The organism is Pedobacter sp. BS3 (genome assembly GCF_008274585.1).
Classification (GTDB): Bacteria; Bacteroidota; Bacteroidia; order Sphingobacteriales; family Sphingobacteriaceae; genus Hufsiella_A.
This window is the reverse complement of the sequence record NZ_VTRT01000002.1, coordinates 439536-458671: the sequence shown is the minus strand read 5'-3', so window position 1 is coordinate 458671 and position 19136 is coordinate 439536. Positions and strand designations below refer to the sequence as shown.

Sequence of the window (19136 nt, the reverse complement as noted above, 5' to 3'; positions counted from 1 at the left end):
TCCGGCTTCGTCCGGTTACTTTAAAGCCTTCGGCTTTTATCCAATAATTGTAAACTGCATCAGCGAAAGTTCAGAGACTTTCCGTTTTTGAGGCTTAAGCTATGCTCGGTCGCTCAACCTTTCGCTGAAACTTAAGCCAGATCAAGGGTGCCTTTATGGCCTATCTTAAAAGTAAAACATTACCGCTCAAACGTCAGGCGTTTACCCATTTGGCCTTCGATAAGTTTTCCATTGGCATAAGCCAGGCTGCCTGAAACAATGGTATGACTAACAGATGATTGAAATGTGTGCCCTTCAAACGGGCTCCATCCGCATTTAGACAACACATGCTCACGGGTTACCGTTTCTTTTTTATCCAGGTCAACCAGTACAAGGTCGGCCCAGTAACCCTCACGGATAAAGCCACGTTTTTCTACCTGGAATAAGATTGCCGGGTTGTGAGCCATTTTGCGTACAATCTGCTCTAAAGATATTTTCTGCTGATGGTACAGGTCAAGCATGGCTTGCAAGGCATGTTGCACCAATGGGCCGCCGGAAGGAGCTTGCAGGTAAGGTTTCTCCTTTTCGGCTATGGTATGCGGAGCATGATCTGTAGCAATAACATCAATGCGGTTATCAAGCACGGCTTGTAAGATGGCGTCGCGGTCGGCGGCTGTTTTAACGGCCGGGTTCCATTTTATCCAGTTGCCTTTGGTGGCGTAATCTTCGTCAGAAAACCAGAGGTGATGAATACAGGCTTCGGCTGTGATCCTTTTCTCTGTGAGCGGAACGTTATTGGCAAATAATTCCGTTTCCCTGGCTGTTGAAATATGTAAAATGTGCAGTCGTGTGCCGTGCTTTTTTGCCAGCGCTACAGCAAATGAAGATGATTTATAACATGCTTCGGCGCTGCGTATCAGCGGGTGCATGTCGGGTGTAATGGCATCGCCGTAGCGGGCTTTATACTCTTCGAGGTTCTTTTTAATAGTTTCTTCGTCTTCGCAATGGGTAGCAATCAGCATAGGCGAGTTCGCGAAGATAGCTTCCAGCGTGCTGGCATTGTCTACCAGCATGTTGCCTGTTGATGAACCCATAAATACCTTGATGCCGCAAACGTTCCGCGTGTCGGTTTTTAAAACTTCATCCAGGTTATCATTAGCGGCACCCATATAAAATGAATAGTTGGCTAACGATTTTCCGGATGCCAACTGGTATTTCTGCTCCAGCAGCTCTTGTGTAAGGGTGTTGGGAACGGTATTGGGCATTTCCATAAACGAGGTAATGCCGCCTGCTACTGCAGCCCTGCTCTCGGTAAAGATGTCGGCTTTGTGAGTTAATCCGGGCTCACGAAAGTGTACCTGGTCGTCAATACAGCCCGGTAACAGGTATTTGCCTTCGGCATTGATCTCCATATCGGCAACGGCCGATAAGCCGGTGCCGATTTTCTCAATAAAACCGTTCTTGATATAAATGTCGCCTTGTGTTATGGTTTCTTCGTTTACAATGGTGGCAGCTTTAATGAGTATGGAGGACATGAGAAAACGGTTTTAACTTATCGGTACGAAATTACTAAAATGTGGCGAATAGCCGTGAATAACATGGCTGGTTTATGTTTGTGCTCCGGCTTGTCCCCCGGTAAACCGGAATATTATTGTTCTGTTGGGGGAGAACAGACCAGATCAACAATAAAAATTGAGTGGGATGAATATTGTTTATAGCTTGATCTCTGCCCGGTTAGACCTGATTATAGATTAAGTTTAGAATGTTTTAGAAAAGCAGGGTTCTGTGATGATCGGTTCCGGTAGTCCGGCTGTGCGCTCATACGCCTGCAAGGCCTTATTCATAGGCCGGTATCCGCTGCCATCCGGTTTAGATAGGGTGGGCAGTGCTGTAAACTTTGGTTTTACCGCAAACAGTAACTTTGACAACTTTTTAAAAGTTGTCAGAGTCTCAGAATAGTAGCACTGCCCTGACCAAGCTAAACCCGACAGCAGCGGCAGCCCCGAATGCAATCTACGGTGTACCCACAATTATTATAGTTAATTATGTATCAGCACTTCCAGTTATTACTTGCACTGGGTTTGTTTTGTAGCAATACCGTGGTAGCATAGTGTCCCTCCGCCAGTTGGCGGAATGGGGCAGGGGGAGGCCCTCTTATTTATCTGATTTTCAAATATCTATGAAATTGACAAATAATTTCTCATGCCATGTGGTACCTCATCATCAAAGCGTAAACCCCAAAGCCCATCGCCTGTAAATCTTTTTGTGGTGTTCTCCCCAATATTACAAATCTCTTTTCCTCCCCCCACCCCCTCGAAATGAGGGGGATAGTGATTAACAAAGTCAATGCCCAGGCAGCGTGTAGTGCAGATAAAGGCTGTAAGGGTTAATCAGCTTATGTGGGTACACCGTAGGAATGTAATGAGGGCTATAGCGGATGGCGGGACTATCTTTGCCGATGCACTACTGCAAGTGCTTTTCAAAAACATTTTATGGCGTAACAAGCAGCGGAAGTTTGAAGTCAATAGGGTGTCTAAAAAGTCAACAAAACCATCAAATTACAGTCACGCTGACCCTGAATTCTCGGGGGAAGCGCCTGTAGCCACAATGAACTAATCCTTCGACAGGCTCAGGATGACCATAGTTGACTTTTTGGACATCCTATTTAGCACGAATGTACCTTAAAATGAGATTTTCATCAGCTCTTCGCCGATTTTTTTGGATGTGTTTTCGCTGACGCTTACTAAAGGCAGCCGCAAGTTGTCCGGACAGATATTGAGGTGTTTTAACACATTTTTTACGCCGGCCGGATTTCCTTCGACAAAGCAAAGCCGCGTAATTTCAAGCAACTGGTAATGTAAGGTTTTTGCTTCGGTAAAATTCCCCTGAAGCGATAGATCTACCATTTTTGAAAGCAGGCCCGGCAGGGCGTTTCCAACAACCGAAATAACACCGGCTGCACCCATGGCGATCATGGGCAGGGCAACGCCATCGTCACCGGAAATTACCAGGAAATCCTGGGGCTTATCGCGAAGGATCTGGCTGATCTGGTCGAAATTACCTGATGCTTCTTTAACAGCGATAATGTTATCACTATCAAAAGCCAATCGTAACGTGGTTTCGGCGCTGATATTGCTTCCTGTACGTCCGGGAACATTGTACAATATAATGGGCAAGACAGAGGCTTCGGCCACGGCTTTGTAGTGCTGGTAAATACCTTCCTGGGTTGGTTTGTTATAATACGGGCTTACAGATAATACAGCATCGTATCCTTGTGTATCGAAATTTTTAACCGCGTTAACCACCTCGCTGGTTTGGTTGCCGCCAATACCGGCCACCAACGGAACCCTGTTTGCAACAGTTTCTGCTGTAAAGCGGAACACTTCCTTCTTTTCTTCCTTGCTGAGTGTGGCCGATTCGCCGGTTGTGCCTAATGACACTAAATAGTTCACACCACCCTCAATCAGGAAGTCAATCAGTTTTTTCAGACTTGTAAAGTCTATGGATCCGTCAGCATTGAACGGGGTTATCATGGCAACCCCGGTTCCGTAAAATTTGTTCATTTCTATATGTACGATAATAAGCTGTTATAAGCCGGTAATACGGCTGACTAAACAGTCCGCTAATTTAGGACTAATTTTGGTTAATCATGGATAAAAGATCATCATCTGATATCATGGGAATATTTAATTTTCTGGCTTTTTCAAGTTTGGATGGCCCCATGTTATCGCCGGCAACCAGGTAATTGAGCTTTGCGGATATACCGCTTAACATTTTGCCGCCGTTGGCTTCAATCAGGGCGGTTAGCTCATCGCGGCTGTAGCGTTCAAAAACGCCCGAAATCAGGAAGGTTTTTCCGCTGAGCTTATCGCTTACCAGGACAGTTTCTGTCTCGCTTACTTCAAACTGTAATCCCGCCTGCCGTAATTGATTGATTTGGTCGATATGGCGCTGGTCTTTGAAATATTCCAGCAGGCTTTCGGCAATACGATCGCCAATTTCATCCACCGATGTGAGCTCTTCAAAGCTGGCGTTCATCAGGCTGTCGATATTTTTAAAATATGCGGTAATTTTTTTAGCGACTGTTTCGCCTACGTACCGTATGCCCAAACCGAATAATACTTTATCAAACGGCATTTGCTTGGATTTTTCAATGCCATCGAGCATGTTTTTTATCGATTTATCACCAAAACGGTTCAGCGAACGTAATTCATCCTGTTTTTCATACAGAGTATACAAATCGCTGATATGCTCAATATAACCGTTGCGGTAAAAAGTTTCGATGGTTTCGTCGCCCAGTCCGTCAATATTCATTGCCTTGCGGCTGATGAAATGCTGAATTTTACCTACGATCTGCGGTGGGCAACCTTCATCATTGGGACAGTAATAGGCCGCTTCGCCTTCTTTACGGATAAGGTTGCTGCCACACTCGGGACAGGTATCGGGGTAAATGATCTTCTTTGCTCCGGCTACGCGTTTTAATGTGTTTACACCGGTGATTTTCGGGATGATCTCGCCGCCTTTTTCAACGGTTACCGTATCTTTTTCGTACAGGTCGAGACGTTCAATTTCATTGGCATTGTGCAATGTAGCCCGCTTAACGGTTGTGCCGGCCAGCAAAACAGGCTTTAAATTGGCAACCGGGGTTACAGCGCCTGTGCGCCCTACCTGGTAGCTTACGCTTTCTAAAATAGTTTCCGCTTCTTCGGCTTTGTATTTATAGGCAATGGCCCACCGGGGCGATTTGGCGGTGAATCCCAGTTCTGCCTGCTGGGCGTAGCTGTTCACTTTGAGCACGATACCGTCGATATCATAGCTTAGCTTTTCGCGATGCTCATCCCAGTAATGGATAAAATCGAACACTTCGTCGAGGTTTTTGCATAAACGGGTATGCTCACAGATATGAAATCCCCAGCTTTTAACTGCGTGGATGCTATCCCAATGGGTTTTAAAGGGGTTTTTATCGGCATAGAGGAAATACAAAAAGCAATCCAGCGGACGTCGTGCCACTTCCGCAGAATCCTGGAGCTTGATGGTTCCGGCGGCAAAATTGCGGGGATTGGCGTACGGAACTTCATCGTTATCGATACGGGCCTGGTTCAGGCGCTCAAAGGCAGCCCGGTGCATGAAAATCTCACCGCGAATTTCAAATTCATCGGGATAACCGCTTCCCGTAAGCTTTTTGGGTATTTTATTAATGGTTTTAACGTTGCTGGTTACGTCATCACCCTTGGTTCCGTCGCCACGTGTAACCGCACGATACAGTTTGCCATCACGGTAAGTAAGGCTCATGGAAAGCCCGTCGAATTTTAGCTCGCATACATATTCGAAATTATCGCCAATGGCTTTGCGGATGCGGGTGTCAAAGTCACGTAAGTCCTGCTCATTATAGGTATTGCCCAGCGAAAGCATGGGCCATTTATGCCGGACGGTCTGGAACTCCTTGGTTATTTCTCCGCCTATTTTTTGGGTAGGGGAGTCGGCATCCTGGTATTCGGGATATTGCTTTTCAAGCTCTTCCAGCTCTTTGAGCTTTTGGTCGAAATCATAATCGGATATGGTTGGCTGGGCCAGTACGTAATAGTTATAATTATGCTGGTTCAGTTCCTTCACCAGCGCATCCATACGTTCTTTTACTTCAAAAAGCGACATGGCAACGAAGATAAGATTTTTACAATTGAGTTGTGAGCTACGGTTATGAGTTATGATACCTGTAACCCACAACCCGTAACTTTTCCTAAAGTTCTTTCCTGAGCCGGGCTACAGGTATATTCATTGCTTCGCGGTATTTGGCTACGGTCCGGCGGGCAATATTGTATCCCTTTTCCTTGAGGATATCGGTCAGTTTTTCGTCGGCAAGAGGCTTGCGCTTATTTTCGTTCTGGATGCATTCTTCCAGTATCTTTTTAACTTCTTTGTTTGATACTTCCTCGCCGCTTTCTAACTGGATGGCTTCTGAGAAGAACGATTTTAACAGGAAAGTGCCAAACTCGGTTTGCACATACTTGGAATTAGCTACCCGTGACACGGTTGAAATATCCATATCGATCTGATCGGCGATATCTTTTAAGATCATTGGTTTCAGATCCCGCTCATTACCGGTAAGGAAAAACGTATACTGGTAGTTCATAATGGCGTTCATGGTTTTGAGCAGGGTTTGCTGCCGTTGCTTAATAGCGTCGATAAACCATTTTGCCGAATCAAGCTTTTGCTTAACAAACTGAACGGCTTCTTTGAGCTTTTTGTCTTTTTGCGAAGCCTTATCATAATGCTCAAACATATCCTGGTATGAGCGGCTTACCCGTAATTCGGGTGCATTTTTGGCATTCAGGGTAAGCACCAGCACGCCATCGTTATTGGTAATGTGGAAATCGGGGATTACCTGTAGCTGCTTGGTACTTACTTCGTTCGAATCGCCTGGCTTGGGATTTAACTTTAATATTTCGTTAATCACTTCCTTTAGCTCATCGGCATTCATGTTTAGCGCTTTTTCGAGCTTATCGTAATGCTTCCGGGTAAATTCGTCCAGGTATTCTTCAACAATAACAATTGCCTTGCGGATAATGGGATTGCCGGTATCTTTTTTCCGTAATTGTATCAGCAGGCATTCCTGCAGATCGCGGGCGCCGATACCGGGAGGATCAAAGCTCTGGATAAGTTTCAGGATTTCCTCAATCTCATCTTCGGTGGCAAAAACATTCTGCGAAAAGGCCAGATCATCTACCAGCGAAGCTATGGGCCTTCGCAGGTAACCGTCATCATCGAGACTACCGATGATCTGCGATGCAATGCGGAATTCTTTATCCGGTAATGAAACCAGATCCAGTTGCTGCATTAAATTCTCGAAAAAAGAACTTTGTACGGCTATGGGGATTTCCTTGCGGTCTTCTTCATCGTCGCCGTTCTGATCGTATTTTGAGCCATAATCGTTCACACTGTCGTCCTGTAAATAATCATCTACATTGAACTCATCAAAATCTTCGGCAGTATTTTCCTGGTCAAAATTGTCTTCAGGGTCTTTATCAGGATATTCTTCAACCGGATCGTTCAGGTTGGTCAGGCTTATATCTTCCAGTGCGGGATTTTCTTCCAGCTCTTCCTTAATACGGGTATCAAGCGCAACGGTAGGAATTTGTAATAGTTTAATAAACTGTATTTGTTGCGGCGATAACTTCTGTAATAACTTTTGCTGGAGGTTTTGTTTTAACATATAATGGATGATATAGGTTGCAAAAATAAGAATAAAGCAAATATGTTTGCTCAACAAACAAGCTTTATTGCTTAATGTTTATTTTGGCTTAATACAATAATTTGTTTATTTGGTGGAAACAATTACTTTTACCTAACCAAAAAATAAACATCTATGGGATTTGTAAAAGAATTTAAGGAGTTTGCCATTAAAGGCAATGTAATGGACCTTGCGGTCGGCGTAATTATAGGGGGCGCTTTTGGTAAGATCATTGACAGTGTGGTTAATGATCTGGTTATGCCGTTGGTCTCTGCTATTATCGGCACGCCCGATTTTAGTAACCTGTATCTTGTACTGAAAGGCAATGTTCCTGCCGGAGCGGCATTGGTTGATGCCCGTAAGGTTGAAGGCTCGGTTATTTTTGCGTATGGTAATTTTATCACGGTAGCCATTAATTTCCTGTTACTGGCGTTGGTAATATTCCTGATGGTAAAAGGAATTAATTCGTTAAAACGTAAACATGAGGCTGCACCGGCAGCTCCGCCGGCACCTACAAAAGAGGAAATGCTGTTAACAGAGATCCGCGATCTGTTAAAGAATAAATAAAAAATACGCACATTTTTATTTATAGGTTGATTTTGATAAAAAATCAACCTATATTTGCGCTCTTGTTTTTGAGAGCACTATTACAAGTTTAAATTATCATGAAAAGAACATTTCAGCCTTCGCAAAGAAAAAGAAGAAATAAACACGGTTTCAGGGAGCGTATGAGCACTGCTAATGGCAGAAGAGTACTGGCTTCAAGAAGAGCTAAAGGCAGAAAAAAATTAACGGTATCTGACGAGCGTCGTCATAAAGCATAAATTGATCGCTGTCTGATCTGCTGCCAGAGCAGTATATATCCGTTTAACGGAACAACCAGCGATTAATATGTACACATTTAAAAAAGAAGAGCGGCTATGCAGTGAGAAGTTGTTAGAACAACTTTTTGATAGCGGCTCTTCTTTTATTTTATATCCATACAAAATTACCTGGCTGCCTTATAACATCCCATCAAAATATCCCGTACAGGTAATTATCAGTGTGCCCAAGCGCCGGTATAAACGGGCGGTAGACCGTAACCTGTTAAAACGCCGTATTCGCGAAGCGTATCGTTTGTATAAACATGAAGATCTTTACAGTAAATTAGGTGATAAGCAGTTACTTTTGGCTATTTCATATATTGGTAAAGAGGTTGAAGGGTTTGATTTTATAGCAAAAAAAATGCGCCTGGCATTAGATAAACTGGTTTATGCGTGTACTGAACATACTATGGAATAAACTGATAAAGCCTGTATTCAGTGCGTTTTTTTTGCTACTTATCCGGTTTTACCAATATTTTATTTCCCCCTTATTAGGAGCATCGTGCCGGTATACGCCTACCTGTTCGCAATATGGTGTAGAAGCCATTAAAAAATATGGCCCTTTTAAAGGAGGCTGGCTTACGCTGAAACGTTTATCACGATGTCATCCCTGGGGCGGACATGGTCATGACCCGGTGCCGTAAAACCTTGTTCACTAAAAAATCTGTTGCAGTTGTTTCAAAAACAGAAACAGTTACAACAGATTTCCTATAAGAATTTCAGAAAGGGAATTATTTATTATCCAGGTTTTCCAGGTAAACACGTGCTTTTTTCAGCTCGGTTTGTATGTCTGTACGGTTGGGATTATTATCCAATACCTTTTGCAGATCGGTCATGCAGGATTTATAAGCATTGGCTGCCGCCGTTTTATCATAGAATCCGGCAATTTTCTGACTTTTTAATATACCATAATCGCGGTAAGCAATAGCCCGGTTCTGGTAAAATTTCATATCGCTCACATTCAGTTCTATGGCTTTTGTAAAATCGCGGATGCTGGCTTGCAGTAATTTCTCCTTTTCGGTTAATGATAAGGTGTTATTTACACCGGTTGCCATAATGTTACGTGCTTTGCCACGGTAATAATAGGCGGATACTTCCTGCGGTCTGAGCGATACAACCTTGCTGAATGAGCTTACTGCTTTCGGATAATTGCCTGAATGGTAATAGGAATATCCCAATATATACAATACATTGGCATTGTTGCTATCGGCAGGAAGCGCTTTTTCGAGGTTTGATACGGCCAGCTTAAAATCGCCATCCAGAAGCGCTTTTTTACCTAACTGTACATACGGATTCTCTGATTCTTTTTGCTGGGCTTCTGCTATTCCAAAGAAGGTTAACAGAGCAAATAAAGGTGCTATAACTTTCATCAACAATCAATATAATTCAATCCACCTTTAACGCGTTAAACACTTATTTATTTTAAGCTTAAATAGCAGCAGACGCTGTTAATAAAATGGATATTACACAATGTTATATATTTTTTACAAAAATGACTACTGCAAAAATCAAAAAATCGGATAAAATTTATCCACATTCTGATTGCGGGTTGCTTTAGCGTAGTCAGAATATACAAGGTGCTTTTAAGGAATTCTATCTTCAATAGTTATATTCGCTTAATTATTCATTATAAACCTCACAGCTATGATCAAACAATGTGTATCAGCCGGTTTACTTTTGGTAGCGGCAGTTTCGGCTTGTCACGCCCAGCATCACACGATAGTGAAATTATGGGAAACCGATAGTGTTGTTAATCTGCCGGAATCGGTGCTTCCGGCCAAAGAAGGTTATCTGTTTGCATCGCAAATGGGGAATAACCCGAATGATAAAGATGGCATTGGCGGAATAGCAAAGATCAGCTTAACCGGGAAAATGCTGAACGCCGATTGGATTACAGGATTGAACGCCCCAAAAGGCTTGGGCCGTTTTGGGAATACGTTATATGCTGCCGACCTGGATGAAGTGGTTGCGATTGATATTGAACGGGGTAAAGTAATAAAGAAAATACCTGTAGAGGGGGCTAAATTTCTGAATGATATTACGATAGATGATAAAGGCATTGTATATGTATCTGACAGCAGAACTAAAAAGATTCACCGGATAGAGAATGGTATGGTTTCTACTTATCTGGAAAATATAGCCGGAGTCAATGGTCTTAAGTCCATCGGAAGCGATTTATATATAGCTGCCGGAAAGTACCTGAAAAAGGCTGATAAGAACAGGGAGCTTACTCAACTGGCCGAATTACCGCAAGGCGGCGACGGCCTGGAGCCGGTAGGCAATGGTGATTTTTTATGGTCGGCCTGGGCTGGCTATCTGTATTATGTCTATGCTGACGGCCATTATGATTTATTGTTGGATACGCACCTGGAGAAAAAGAATACAGCTGATATTGCTTACGATCCGGTTCGTAAGATTATTTATGTGCCTACGTTCTGGAAAAAAAGTGTGATGGCCTATCAGCTTAAATAGTAAGCTGAGTATAGCATAGTGTAAGTTTTATATTTTAATATCAACCGGAATTTATTTAACTTCGCCTCGCATAAAAAAGGTTGCGCCCATAGCTCAGCTGGATAGAGCAACGGTTTTCTAAACCGTCGGTCTCAGGTTCGAATCCTGATGGGCGTACAAAATCACCGTAAGTTGAACGTATGTTTGGCTTACGGTTTTTTTATGAAAAACTGAACCTGAGTTTAACTCTCAATGTATTCAATCTTAACTACGTCTTCAAAGCTGCGTACTTTTTCATGCCTTATATCGACTATATATTCTTTCCTAGTTTCAATAACAACAGTATTATTGTCTTTCCAGTATGCTTTGATCGGCAGGCTGGTTCCCTTTGCACAATATATGCAACCAGAGCCCCCTTTGAGAAGAATGCTCACTTCTGTAAGTGCATTTTGTGTGGAACCATTTGTTCGTGTCATAATTTGTCGCCTGTTATCGGGTGACCGGGCTTCAGATAGTAAACCATTTTTGCGTTGTAATTCTGCAAACTCTGCTTCACTAAGCTCTTTGCTTGTACCAACTGTGTCGGCCATCACAGGGTAATTACTGTCTGGCGGAGGTATTGCAACTTGTACTATGACATGTTTTACTTCTGGAAACTCTGTTTTGCTGATTACTTCGTAGGGCTTCTTGCGTTCATCTATTAGGTTTACCAATATGTCAATCTGTTCTTTGTCTGCAGACATACCGCGATAAACCTGAAGCATTATATCGACACTTTTTAACTCTTCATCATTTTCTATTTTTCCCTTTGAAGCAATGGTAGCAACCTCGTGACGCAAATCTGCAAAAATATCTATCTCATAACCGGTCCGTTCTTTGATATAGTTTCCAAAGTTTAAATCCACTCGATCTCGCAAACGTTTTACAAATCTGTCAAGACGCTGCTGAAGTATGTCTATCCTAAATTCCTGACAGTCTTTTTCCGTTCGCTGTTTTTCTTGCAAGTAAAAATCGGCAGCAGGATCCCACTGGTCAAAGACCATACTACCGGTGTAATATTCAAGATGATAATCAAGTATCGCAAATAAGAGTATCCGATGTTTCTCTATCTCTGCCTGTTTTTCCTCATCTGTCATTTGTAATGATTGCCTATGTGTGAAGGTAAGATAGTATTTTTTTCATCTCTTAGTCTGCTACGAATTATTAAATAATATTTTAATATTTTGAATAATTGGATCCGCTATCAAAACAGATATTGACTGTAGAAATATTGACTGATTCCAGATGAATTGATAATAATCTGGTCTTGTTAATTTCAATCTTGCCGATAGCCCCTAAAACAGTGCTTTTTTATTTTACAATTTTCATTTCCGGGTGCAGATAACTGTATACGTCGGTAACTTTTGTGCCGGGTTGATGAATAATGATAGAATGAACGATGCTGTCCTGCCCGGTTTCAAAAGCAATCCCTTCCTTAATGTCATCGTAAACAGCTATATCCTGATAAGTGGCGAGTTTTTGTAAGGAGTAGGTGGTAAGTAGTTTATACTGCACACCTGTATGAATGCCGGTTGGGGTTGTAAAGTCATGTGAGGTGATACGGATTTGCTTTACCACTTTATTGCTCATGGTTGAATCGCTATATGTGGTATAGATATTTAGCTCATTCGGGTTGCGGGCAGAAGAATCGCTAAGCCAGGTTAGCCATGCTTTACCCATAGCAGCGTCAGATAAATCGGGTTTACCCAATAATTTTTCAAGTCCCGAGGCATCCATCCCCAGAGTTATTTTTCCGATTTTTTTGCCCGGGATAATCAGTTTGTCCGAATCTGTAACAGCAGTTTGCTGATGTTGTTCATCGGTTTGCTTACCAGAATGAGGCGTATTCTGATTGCATGAGGTTATATAAAATACGATGGCTAAAGCCAGATAGTTTAAACGTTGCATGTATATACAACGCTTAAACTGTACGCTGGTTTGTAAATAAAATTACCTTACAGGCTTGCCTCAATGGCCGAAAACGTTTTTTCTAAAGCAACCGGGATGTTTTTATTACCTATTTCGGCAATAAAAATGTCGGGGTTATCCAGCAACTCCTTATGTTTAATCAGGTTGGACAGCTTAATATTCCCGGTAACATAATTAAAGCCGGAAGTGTATAATCGTTCATTGATTTCTTCAAAGCCAAGCTCGCCCAGAATATTTTCATCGCTGTACCGCAGGTACACGTGCAGCAGAAAGTCGTTAGTTAGCTGGGGCGGATTCGGTTGATGATATTTCTTAAACTCGTAGTGATAGTCATAGCGCAATGCCGTAATATCCGACAATACCGCCGAGCCGGTAGGGTGACCGCCGGCGCCTTTACCAAAAAAGAACTGTTGGTCGGCAAATGCGGCCTGTACAATAACGCCATTGTACTCGTTTTCTACATTGTACAGGAAATCATCGTTGTGAATGAGCTTAGGTAATACATACAATACCACCTGGTTGTCGTTGACTTTGCGGGCTGTGGGAATAAGTTTAATCTTATAATTCTTTTCCCGTGCATATTGTATGTCTTTATCCGATAAATATTGTATGCCGATATTCAGCACATCTTCGGGGCGTGTTAATATGCCATAAGCATGAGCCGCTGCAATGACCAGCTTGTATTTGGCGTCAAATCCACCAACATCCAGAATGGGGTCGGTTTCTGCAAAACCCAGGTACTGAGCCTGTTTCAGCGCCGCGTCATAATCAGTATGTTCGTTAAATATCTTTGACAGGATGTAATTAGACGAACCGTTAAAAATTCCGCGGATAGAGTGCAATAATTCGTTATCGTAATACTCTTCCAGGTTCCGGATAATCGGAATACTTCCGCAAACGGCGCCCTCGTATAATAAGGATGTGCCGTGTTTGGTTTGCAAATCAATTAACGTTTCCAGGTTATCGGCAACCATTTTTTTATTGGCCGAAACTACGTTCTTGCCGTTAGCGAGGGCTGTTGAAACAATATCGAAGGCTGCATCGGCATCGTTAATCAGTTCAACAATGGTATTAATTTCCGGGTCGTTCAGTAAAACCTCTGCACGGGTTGTAAATAACTCTCCCGGTAATGACCGCTCTTTTTCCGGGTTTTTAATGGCTATTTTTTTCAGCTCAATATTCAGGTCTTTAGTTTTGAGAATATCGTGCAGACCCTGGCCTACAACGCCAAAACCGAATATTCCTAATGTCAGCTTTTTACTCATTTATGCTATTTTATGCAGGTGAACGATGTCTTTATTGTTGGGGGCAGTTTTTAAGAAATTGCCGATTTCTTTTGAAAGCAGTTTGGTCTCAACCAGGAAGCCGTCGTGGCCGTATAGCGAATCAATTTCGATATAACGACCGTTGCGTACATGATTTGCAATGAATTTTTGTTCATCCGGCGGAAAAAGCAGGTCGGTTTTTATACCGATAACCAGGGTTTGCGCTTGTATTTGTTTCAGCGCATCTTCTACCGATTTACGGTTGCGGCCGACATGATGACTGTCCATTGCCTTGCTTAAATACCAGTAGCTATATGCGTTAAAGCGATTTACCAGCTTATCGCCCTGGTAATTCTGGTACGACGATGCCTTGTAATTGTCCGTTTTGTCGGCTGTTACTTCCTGCTGCGAAATACCGTACGTTTCATACGTGCGGTATGATAGCAGGGCGATGCTGCGGGCAGCCTTTAAGCCTTTCGCTCCGCCATCCGGCGATTGCTGACTGTCAAAGGTCGGGTCGGCGCTAATGGCTAAACGCTGACTTTCATTAAAGGCAATTCCCCAGGGCGAATGATACGCGTTGGTTGCCAGCACAATCAGCCGGTCAATTTTTTCCGGTTGTTTAATAGCCCACTCCAATGCCTGCTGACCGCCCAGCGAGCCGCCAATCAGCACACTGATTTTGCTGATGCCCAAGTGTTCAGCTAACAGCTCATGTGCGGCAACCATATCCCGTACAGAGATTTGCGGAAAGGATAAGTAATAAGGTTGTCCTGTTTCCGGGTTAACCGATAACGGATTAGTTGTCCCGTAAGGAGAGCCCAGCACATTGGCGCAAACAATGTAATAATCCTGCGGATTAAACAGGTCATTGCTGCCAAACAGGCCCTTCCACCAGTCCAGTACATCCGAATTTGCCGTTAAGGCATGGCAAACCCATATCACGTTATCCTTTTTGCTGTTCAGCTTGCCATAGGTATGGTAGCCAATTTCCAGGTTGGATATGGATTTGCCGTTCTCTAACTTGAACCGTTTTTTACAGGTATAGCTTTGAAGTGTGCTCATGTATAAAATTCAGACTGAAATAAAGCCGCTAAATGCTGGCGAAGGCCTGTTCAAAGTCAGCTTTAATATCATCAATATGCTCAATACCCACAGCAACGCGTAAACCTGCCGGTGTTACACCTGCTGCTGCCTGCTCTGCATCGCTCAATTGCTGATGCGTGGTGGCAGAGGGCTGAATAATCAGCGTTTTGGTATCGCCTACGTTGGCTAAGTGGCTTGTTAATTTCAGGCTATCTACAAATTGGGTTGCTTTTTCTTTGCCGCCCTTTATTTCGAAAGATAACACCGAGCCGAAACCATTTTTAAGGTATTTTTTAGCAAGCTGATGATATTTGTTGCTTGCCAATCCGGGATAATTGACACTTTCAACCTTCGGATGTTGTTCCAGCCATTGCGCCAGTTCCAGGGTATTATCCACGTGACGCTGCATACGCAATGACAGTGTTTCAAGCCCTTGCAATAACAGGAATGAGTTGAACGGAGACAGGGCAGGACCAAAATCGCGTAAGCCTTCTACACGGGCACGGATGATGAACTGGATATTTCCGAAAGGTCCGTTAGGGCCGAATACATCGTTAAACACCAGTCCGTGATAACCTTCTGATGGCTCGCTGAACTGTTTGAATTTACCGTTGCCCCAGTTGTAGTTTCCACCGTCGACAATAATACCGCCGATACTGTTTCCGTGTCCTCCAATCCATTTGGTAGCAGCCTGAACCACAATATGAGCGCCATGTTCCAGTGGTCTGAACAGGTAACCGCCGGCAGCAAATGTATTATCTACAATAAGCGGCAGGTCATATTTCTGTGCCAGTGCGGCAAATTTTTCAAAATCGGGAATATTAAATCCGGGGTTACCGATAGTTTCAAGGTATAATGCTTTGGTGTTTTCGTCGATAAGCCGTTCAAAGCTTTCAGGCTCATCAACATTGGCAAAACGGGCTTCTATACCGAGGCGTTTGAACGAAACTTTAAACTGATTATATGAACCGCCGTATAAATTGGATGAAGTAACAAAGTTCTCGCCGGAATTGATAATGTTGGTAATTGCCAGGAACTGTGCAGCCTGACCTGAAGCTGTTGCTAAACCGGCAACCCCGCCTTCGAGCGCCGCAACCCGTTTTTCAAAAACATCGGTTGTGGGGTTCATAATACGGGTGTAAATGTTGCCAAATTCTTTCAGTGCAAACAGGTTAGCACCATGTTCTGAGCTGTTGAATACAAATGAAGTGGTTTGATAGATAGGTACAGCACGTGAGCCTGTGGTTGGGTCGGCTTCCTGGCCGGCATGTACTTGTAAAGTTTCGAATTTTAGATTATTAGCTGACATTTTAATTGATTTTAATGTGTTTGTGATAAATTTCGGAGGATAAGAAACGTAGCTTTTGCGTTTCCTGCCGTAGGAACACTGTGGAAAACCTTAAATAAAAGGAACCGTAGTGCCTGCATTTAGCAACAGCAGCAACACATACAGCAAACTACATTAAACGATTTGGAAATAGATTGACTTCCCGTAAAGGGATACACTGAGGTGATGATTTTGTTTGTTCTTTTCATGGTTTAAACAATTTATAGTTTCCCGGAACTACCGGGACAGGATTTGGCACCTTCTGATTTTCAGGGTTGCCAGTGGGTCGCTGAGCCTGTCTCTCGCCACTTCTTTATAAATCAAAACCTTTGCGGGGTATTTGATATTTTCCGGCATATCTGCCGGATGATGGCTCAAAGATAAGACGTTTGCGAAGTAAATTCCAAATAAAATTCGGATATGTGATTAATTAATTGATTGCCAGTGAAATATCGTTAATTAAATCGTTAATGTTTTCTAACCCAACCGAAACCCGCAACAGTGTTTTCGGGGTTTTAGTATCAGGGCCTTCGATAGATGCCCGATGTTCTATCAGGCTCTCTACACCGCCTAAGCTGGTTGCCTGTGCAAACAATTTGGTGGAGCTGGCTACACGGGCGGCATCGGCTGCCGTACCTTTTATGGTAAAGGATAACATACCGCCAAAATCCTGCATCTGCGCAGCTGCTATAGCATGACCCGGGTGCGAAGGTAATCCCGGGTAGAATACATCTTCTACTTTTGGATGTTGGTACAGGAAATCGGCCAAAGCCCTGGCATTGGCTACATGGCCACGCATCCGGTAAGGCAGGGTTTTAATACCACGAACCGTCATGTAACAATCGAATGGCGAAGGAACTGAACCCGAAAGCTCCTGTATACGCCTGATTTTTTGCCAGAGCTGGTCATTGTTTTTAGTGGTCAGACAGCCTCCGAGCACATCGCTGTGACCGCTGAGATATTTGGTAGTGGAGTGCATTACGATATCGGCGCCCAATGCCAGTGGATTTTGTAAAACGGGTGTGGCAAAAGTATTATCGCAGCATACTTTGATGTTATGTTGCTGCGCTATGGCGGTTATCTCACGGATGGGCGTTATTTGCAGTAGCGGGTTAGACGGCGTTTCAATCCATATTAGTTTTGTTTCTTTCCTGATAAGGGGCAGCAGGTTATTCACATCCGATAAATCGGCAAAATCTACCTGCAGGCTGTTGGTATAAACTTCTTTAAGCAGGTTACGCATACCGTGATACATGTCGGCAGGCGCAATAATATGGTCGCCGGGACTAAGCGCCTGGAACAACGCATTACCGGCTGCATTTCCCGATGCGAAACAGCAGGTATCAGTCCCGCCTTCCAGTTGGGTGAGCACCTGCTCAAGCGCTTTACGGTTCGGGTTGTCTATCCTGGTGTACATGTATCCGCCCGGATAGCTGCCTGTTTCATCGCGTAAAAATGTGGTGGATAGGGTGATCGGCTGAACAACGGCATGTGTAGAATGGTCGGCGATATTGCCGGCATGAATAGCTATAGTTTCTATGTTCATAGTGGGAGGGATTGAAATGTTTCAAATGTAACGTATAAAGAAACATCGTAAGGTCAAAAAACGATTCAGGAATTTTTTTGTTAACTTTCCCAGACTTTAATCCGCCTTTATGAAAGAATTACCGGTTACCGTACGACGTTCTATTGAATTATTGGGGCTGTGCCTTGTTGGAATGTTAATTTTTATTGGCCGGGGCGTAATTATGCCTTTATTGATGGCCTTTTTCATGAGCCTGGTATTGTTGCCGGTATCCCGCTATCTCCGTAAAAAACGTGTTCCCGAAGTATTGTCCATCGTATTATCCATTTTGGTGCTTGCCATTTTTGTGGGTTTGATTGTCTGGTTTTTTTCAGGCCAGGTAGGACGACTGATAGAGGATTTTCCGCAAATACAGGCTAACGTTAAGCAGCATTTGAGTAACCTGAGTGCCTGGATAGGGCGGGTGAGCAGCTTCTCAACAGAAAAGCAGGCTAAACTGCTGAACGATCAGAGCGATAAACTGATGGGCTATGCCGGAAGCATGCTCAGCGGATTTGCCGTATCCTTATCATCGGTATTTGTATTTGTGGGTTTATTGCCCATTTACATTTTCCTGTTTTTATTTTATAAAAACCTGCTGCTCCGCTTTGTTTTTATGTGGTTTGAGGAACATGATCACAAAAAGGTAGAGGAATCTATGCGTGAGATTGAATCTATCGTTAAAAGCTACCTGATTGGCTTGCTGATACAGGTAACTTACATGACCATACTGCTGGGCGGCATTTTGTTACTATGTGGTATTGAACACGCTTTGCTTATCGGTGTGATATTTGCCATCCTCAACCTGATACCTTATATCGGGGCTTTAATTGGTAATATTATAGGCGTATTGCTCACGCTAAGCTCTTCGCAGGAGCTGTTACCGGTGTTTATTGTGCTGGGCGTGATAGCTTTTGTGCAGTTTCTGGATAATAACATCCTGATGCCCCGTATTGTAGGCTCTAAGGTTAAGATTAACGCGATGGGGACACTGGTTGGCGTATTTATTGGCGGAGCGTTAGCCGGTGTATCCGGGATGTTCCTGTCGCTGCCGGTTATTGCTGTTCTTAAAATTATCTTTGACCGTACCGATGATATGAAGCAATGGGGCGTACTGTTGGGAGATGATAAACCTCAGCAAAGCCCCATAGCCTTCCCGGTGCTGCGTAAAAAGCCGAGGAGTAAGAAAAGCGATTAAAACATAAGGTTTTTGAAGCCCTGTTGGTTTCATACCCCTTGTGATATTTTCTTTGAGAAGAAGGTTATAGGCTTGTTTACAAACTGAGCTATTTTATACTAATCCAAAATTATACCATTACGTTCTTCGTCGCTTGCGTTTCAAACGCTTGTCTGGGCTAACGTTGACAACTTTTTAAAAGTTGTCAACGTTCAACAAAGTTAATAG

19 protein-coding genes, 1 tRNA gene and 1 riboswitch are annotated in these 19136 nt (G+C 43.3%); of the genes, 8 read left to right on the top strand and 12 right to left on the bottom strand.

The genetic code is table 11. The annotated features are described in order from the left end of the window. Positions 1-179: 179 nt before the first annotated feature. Together FW774_RS07645 and FW774_RS20385 are read right to left on the bottom strand one after the other, a co-directional pair. Positions 180-1514 carry a dihydroorotase gene (locus tag FW774_RS07645; RefSeq protein WP_149347578.1) on the bottom strand — a complete coding sequence of 445 codons (1335 nt, stop codon included), beginning with the start codon at positions 1512-1514 and terminating at the stop codon, positions 180-182. Between the two features lie 222 nt (positions 1515-1736). Then, on the bottom strand, positions 1737-1907 hold the full coding sequence (locus FW774_RS20385; RefSeq protein ID WP_187774849.1) for a hypothetical protein: 171 nt from the start codon (positions 1905-1907) through the stop codon (positions 1737-1739). 418 nt (positions 1908-2325) lie between these two features. Here FW774_RS20385 and FW774_RS07640 point away from each other — a divergent pair, with 418 nt between their 5' ends. Next, entirely contained in the window at positions 2326-2595 is a 270-nt protein-coding gene (locus tag FW774_RS07640; RefSeq protein ID WP_149347577.1) for a hypothetical protein, read from the top strand. A 65-nt stretch (positions 2596-2660) separates the two neighbouring features. Here the strand turns inward: FW774_RS07640 and dapA are convergent, their stop codons facing one another. From dapA to rpoN, 3 genes are all read right to left on the bottom strand, one after another. Continuing rightward, positions 2661-3542, bottom strand: coding sequence for a 4-hydroxy-tetrahydrodipicolinate synthase (dapA, locus tag FW774_RS07635; RefSeq protein ID WP_149347576.1), 882 nt, complete (start codon positions 3540-3542; stop codon positions 2661-2663). 70 nt (positions 3543-3612) lie between these two features. Beyond that, the gene (ligA, locus tag FW774_RS07630) at positions 3613-5631 is read right to left on the bottom strand and encodes an NAD-dependent DNA ligase LigA (RefSeq protein ID WP_149347575.1); all 2019 of its coding nucleotides are present in this window, start codon (positions 5629-5631) and stop codon (positions 3613-3615) included. An 85-nt stretch (positions 5632-5716) separates the two neighbouring features. Then, positions 5717-7189 (bottom strand): RNA polymerase factor sigma-54, encoded by a 1473-nt coding sequence (rpoN, locus tag FW774_RS07625; protein ID WP_149347574.1) that lies wholly within the window; start codon positions 7187-7189, stop codon positions 5717-5719. A 153-nt stretch (positions 7190-7342) separates the two neighbouring features. Between rpoN and mscL the strand changes: the two genes are divergently transcribed. The 4 genes from mscL (at position 7343) to yidD (ending at position 8714) form a co-directional block, all read left to right on the top strand. Further along, positions 7343-7774, top strand: coding sequence for a large conductance mechanosensitive channel protein MscL (mscL, locus tag FW774_RS07620; RefSeq protein WP_149347573.1), 432 nt, complete (start codon positions 7343-7345; stop codon positions 7772-7774). A gap of 98 nt (positions 7775-7872) precedes the next feature. After that, a complete protein-coding gene (gene rpmH / locus FW774_RS07615; RefSeq protein ID WP_149347572.1) occupies positions 7873-8031 on the top strand; it encodes a 50S ribosomal protein L34 in 159 nt (52 codons plus the stop codon). Between the two features lie 67 nt (positions 8032-8098). Next, entirely contained in the window at positions 8099-8488 is a 390-nt protein-coding gene (locus FW774_RS07610) for a ribonuclease P protein component (protein WP_187774848.1), read from the top strand. Next, positions 8460-8714: a membrane protein insertion efficiency factor YidD gene (gene yidD / locus FW774_RS07605; protein WP_149347570.1), complete on the top strand. Its 255-nt coding sequence runs from the start codon at positions 8460-8462 to the stop codon at positions 8712-8714. The genes FW774_RS07610 and yidD overlap by 29 nt, the downstream gene beginning before the upstream one ends. An 87-nt stretch (positions 8715-8801) precedes the next feature. On the opposite strand, the gene FW774_RS07600 is transcribed toward yidD, so the two are convergent. Continuing rightward, positions 8802-9440 (bottom strand): tetratricopeptide repeat protein, encoded by a 639-nt coding sequence (locus FW774_RS07600; RefSeq protein WP_149347569.1) that lies wholly within the window; start codon positions 9438-9440, stop codon positions 8802-8804. 274 nt (positions 9441-9714) lie between these two features. Between FW774_RS07600 and FW774_RS07595 the strand changes: the two genes are divergently transcribed. Both FW774_RS07595 and FW774_RS07590 read left to right on the top strand, forming a co-directional pair. Further along, positions 9715-10542 carry an ATP-binding protein gene (locus FW774_RS07595; RefSeq protein ID WP_242457761.1) on the top strand — a complete coding sequence of 276 codons (828 nt, stop codon included), beginning with the start codon at positions 9715-9717 and terminating at the stop codon, positions 10540-10542. An 82-nt stretch (positions 10543-10624) separates the two neighbouring features. After that, positions 10625-10698: transfer RNA gene (locus FW774_RS07590), tRNA-Arg, on the top strand. A gap of 65 nt (positions 10699-10763) precedes the next feature. Here FW774_RS07590 and FW774_RS07585 read toward each other — a convergent pair. From FW774_RS07585 to FW774_RS07560, 6 genes are all read right to left on the bottom strand, one after another. Further along, positions 10764-11657 carry a hypothetical protein gene (locus FW774_RS07585; RefSeq protein ID WP_149347568.1) on the bottom strand — a complete coding sequence of 298 codons (894 nt, stop codon included), beginning with the start codon at positions 11655-11657 and terminating at the stop codon, positions 10764-10766. A 214-nt stretch (positions 11658-11871) separates the two neighbouring features. Then, a complete protein-coding gene (locus FW774_RS07580) occupies positions 11872-12468 on the bottom strand; it encodes a hypothetical protein (protein WP_149347567.1) in 597 nt (198 codons plus the stop codon). A 47-nt stretch (positions 12469-12515) separates the two neighbouring features. Next, a complete protein-coding gene (locus FW774_RS07575; protein WP_149347566.1) occupies positions 12516-13754 on the bottom strand; it encodes a homoserine dehydrogenase in 1239 nt (412 codons plus the stop codon). Then, positions 13755-14819, bottom strand: coding sequence for a homoserine O-acetyltransferase family protein (gene metX, locus FW774_RS07570; protein ID WP_149347565.1), 1065 nt, complete (start codon positions 14817-14819; stop codon positions 13755-13757). A gap of 28 nt (positions 14820-14847) precedes the next feature. Next, positions 14848-16149, bottom strand: coding sequence for an O-acetylhomoserine aminocarboxypropyltransferase/cysteine synthase family protein (locus FW774_RS07565; RefSeq protein WP_149347564.1), 1302 nt, complete (start codon positions 16147-16149; stop codon positions 14848-14850). A gap of 236 nt (positions 16150-16385) precedes the next feature. Further along, positions 16386-16489: riboswitch (SAM riboswitch) on the bottom strand. Positions 16490-16597: 108 nt separating this feature from the next. Further along, entirely contained in the window at positions 16598-17713 is a 1116-nt protein-coding gene (locus FW774_RS07560; protein ID WP_149347563.1) for a trans-sulfuration enzyme family protein, read from the bottom strand. Positions 17714-17822: 109 nt separating this feature from the next. On the opposite strand from FW774_RS07560, the gene FW774_RS07555 reads away from it, so the two are divergent. Beyond that, a complete protein-coding gene (locus tag FW774_RS07555; RefSeq protein ID WP_149347562.1) occupies positions 17823-18929 on the top strand; it encodes an AI-2E family transporter in 1107 nt (368 codons plus the stop codon). The last annotated feature ends 207 nt before the right edge of the window (positions 18930-19136 follow it).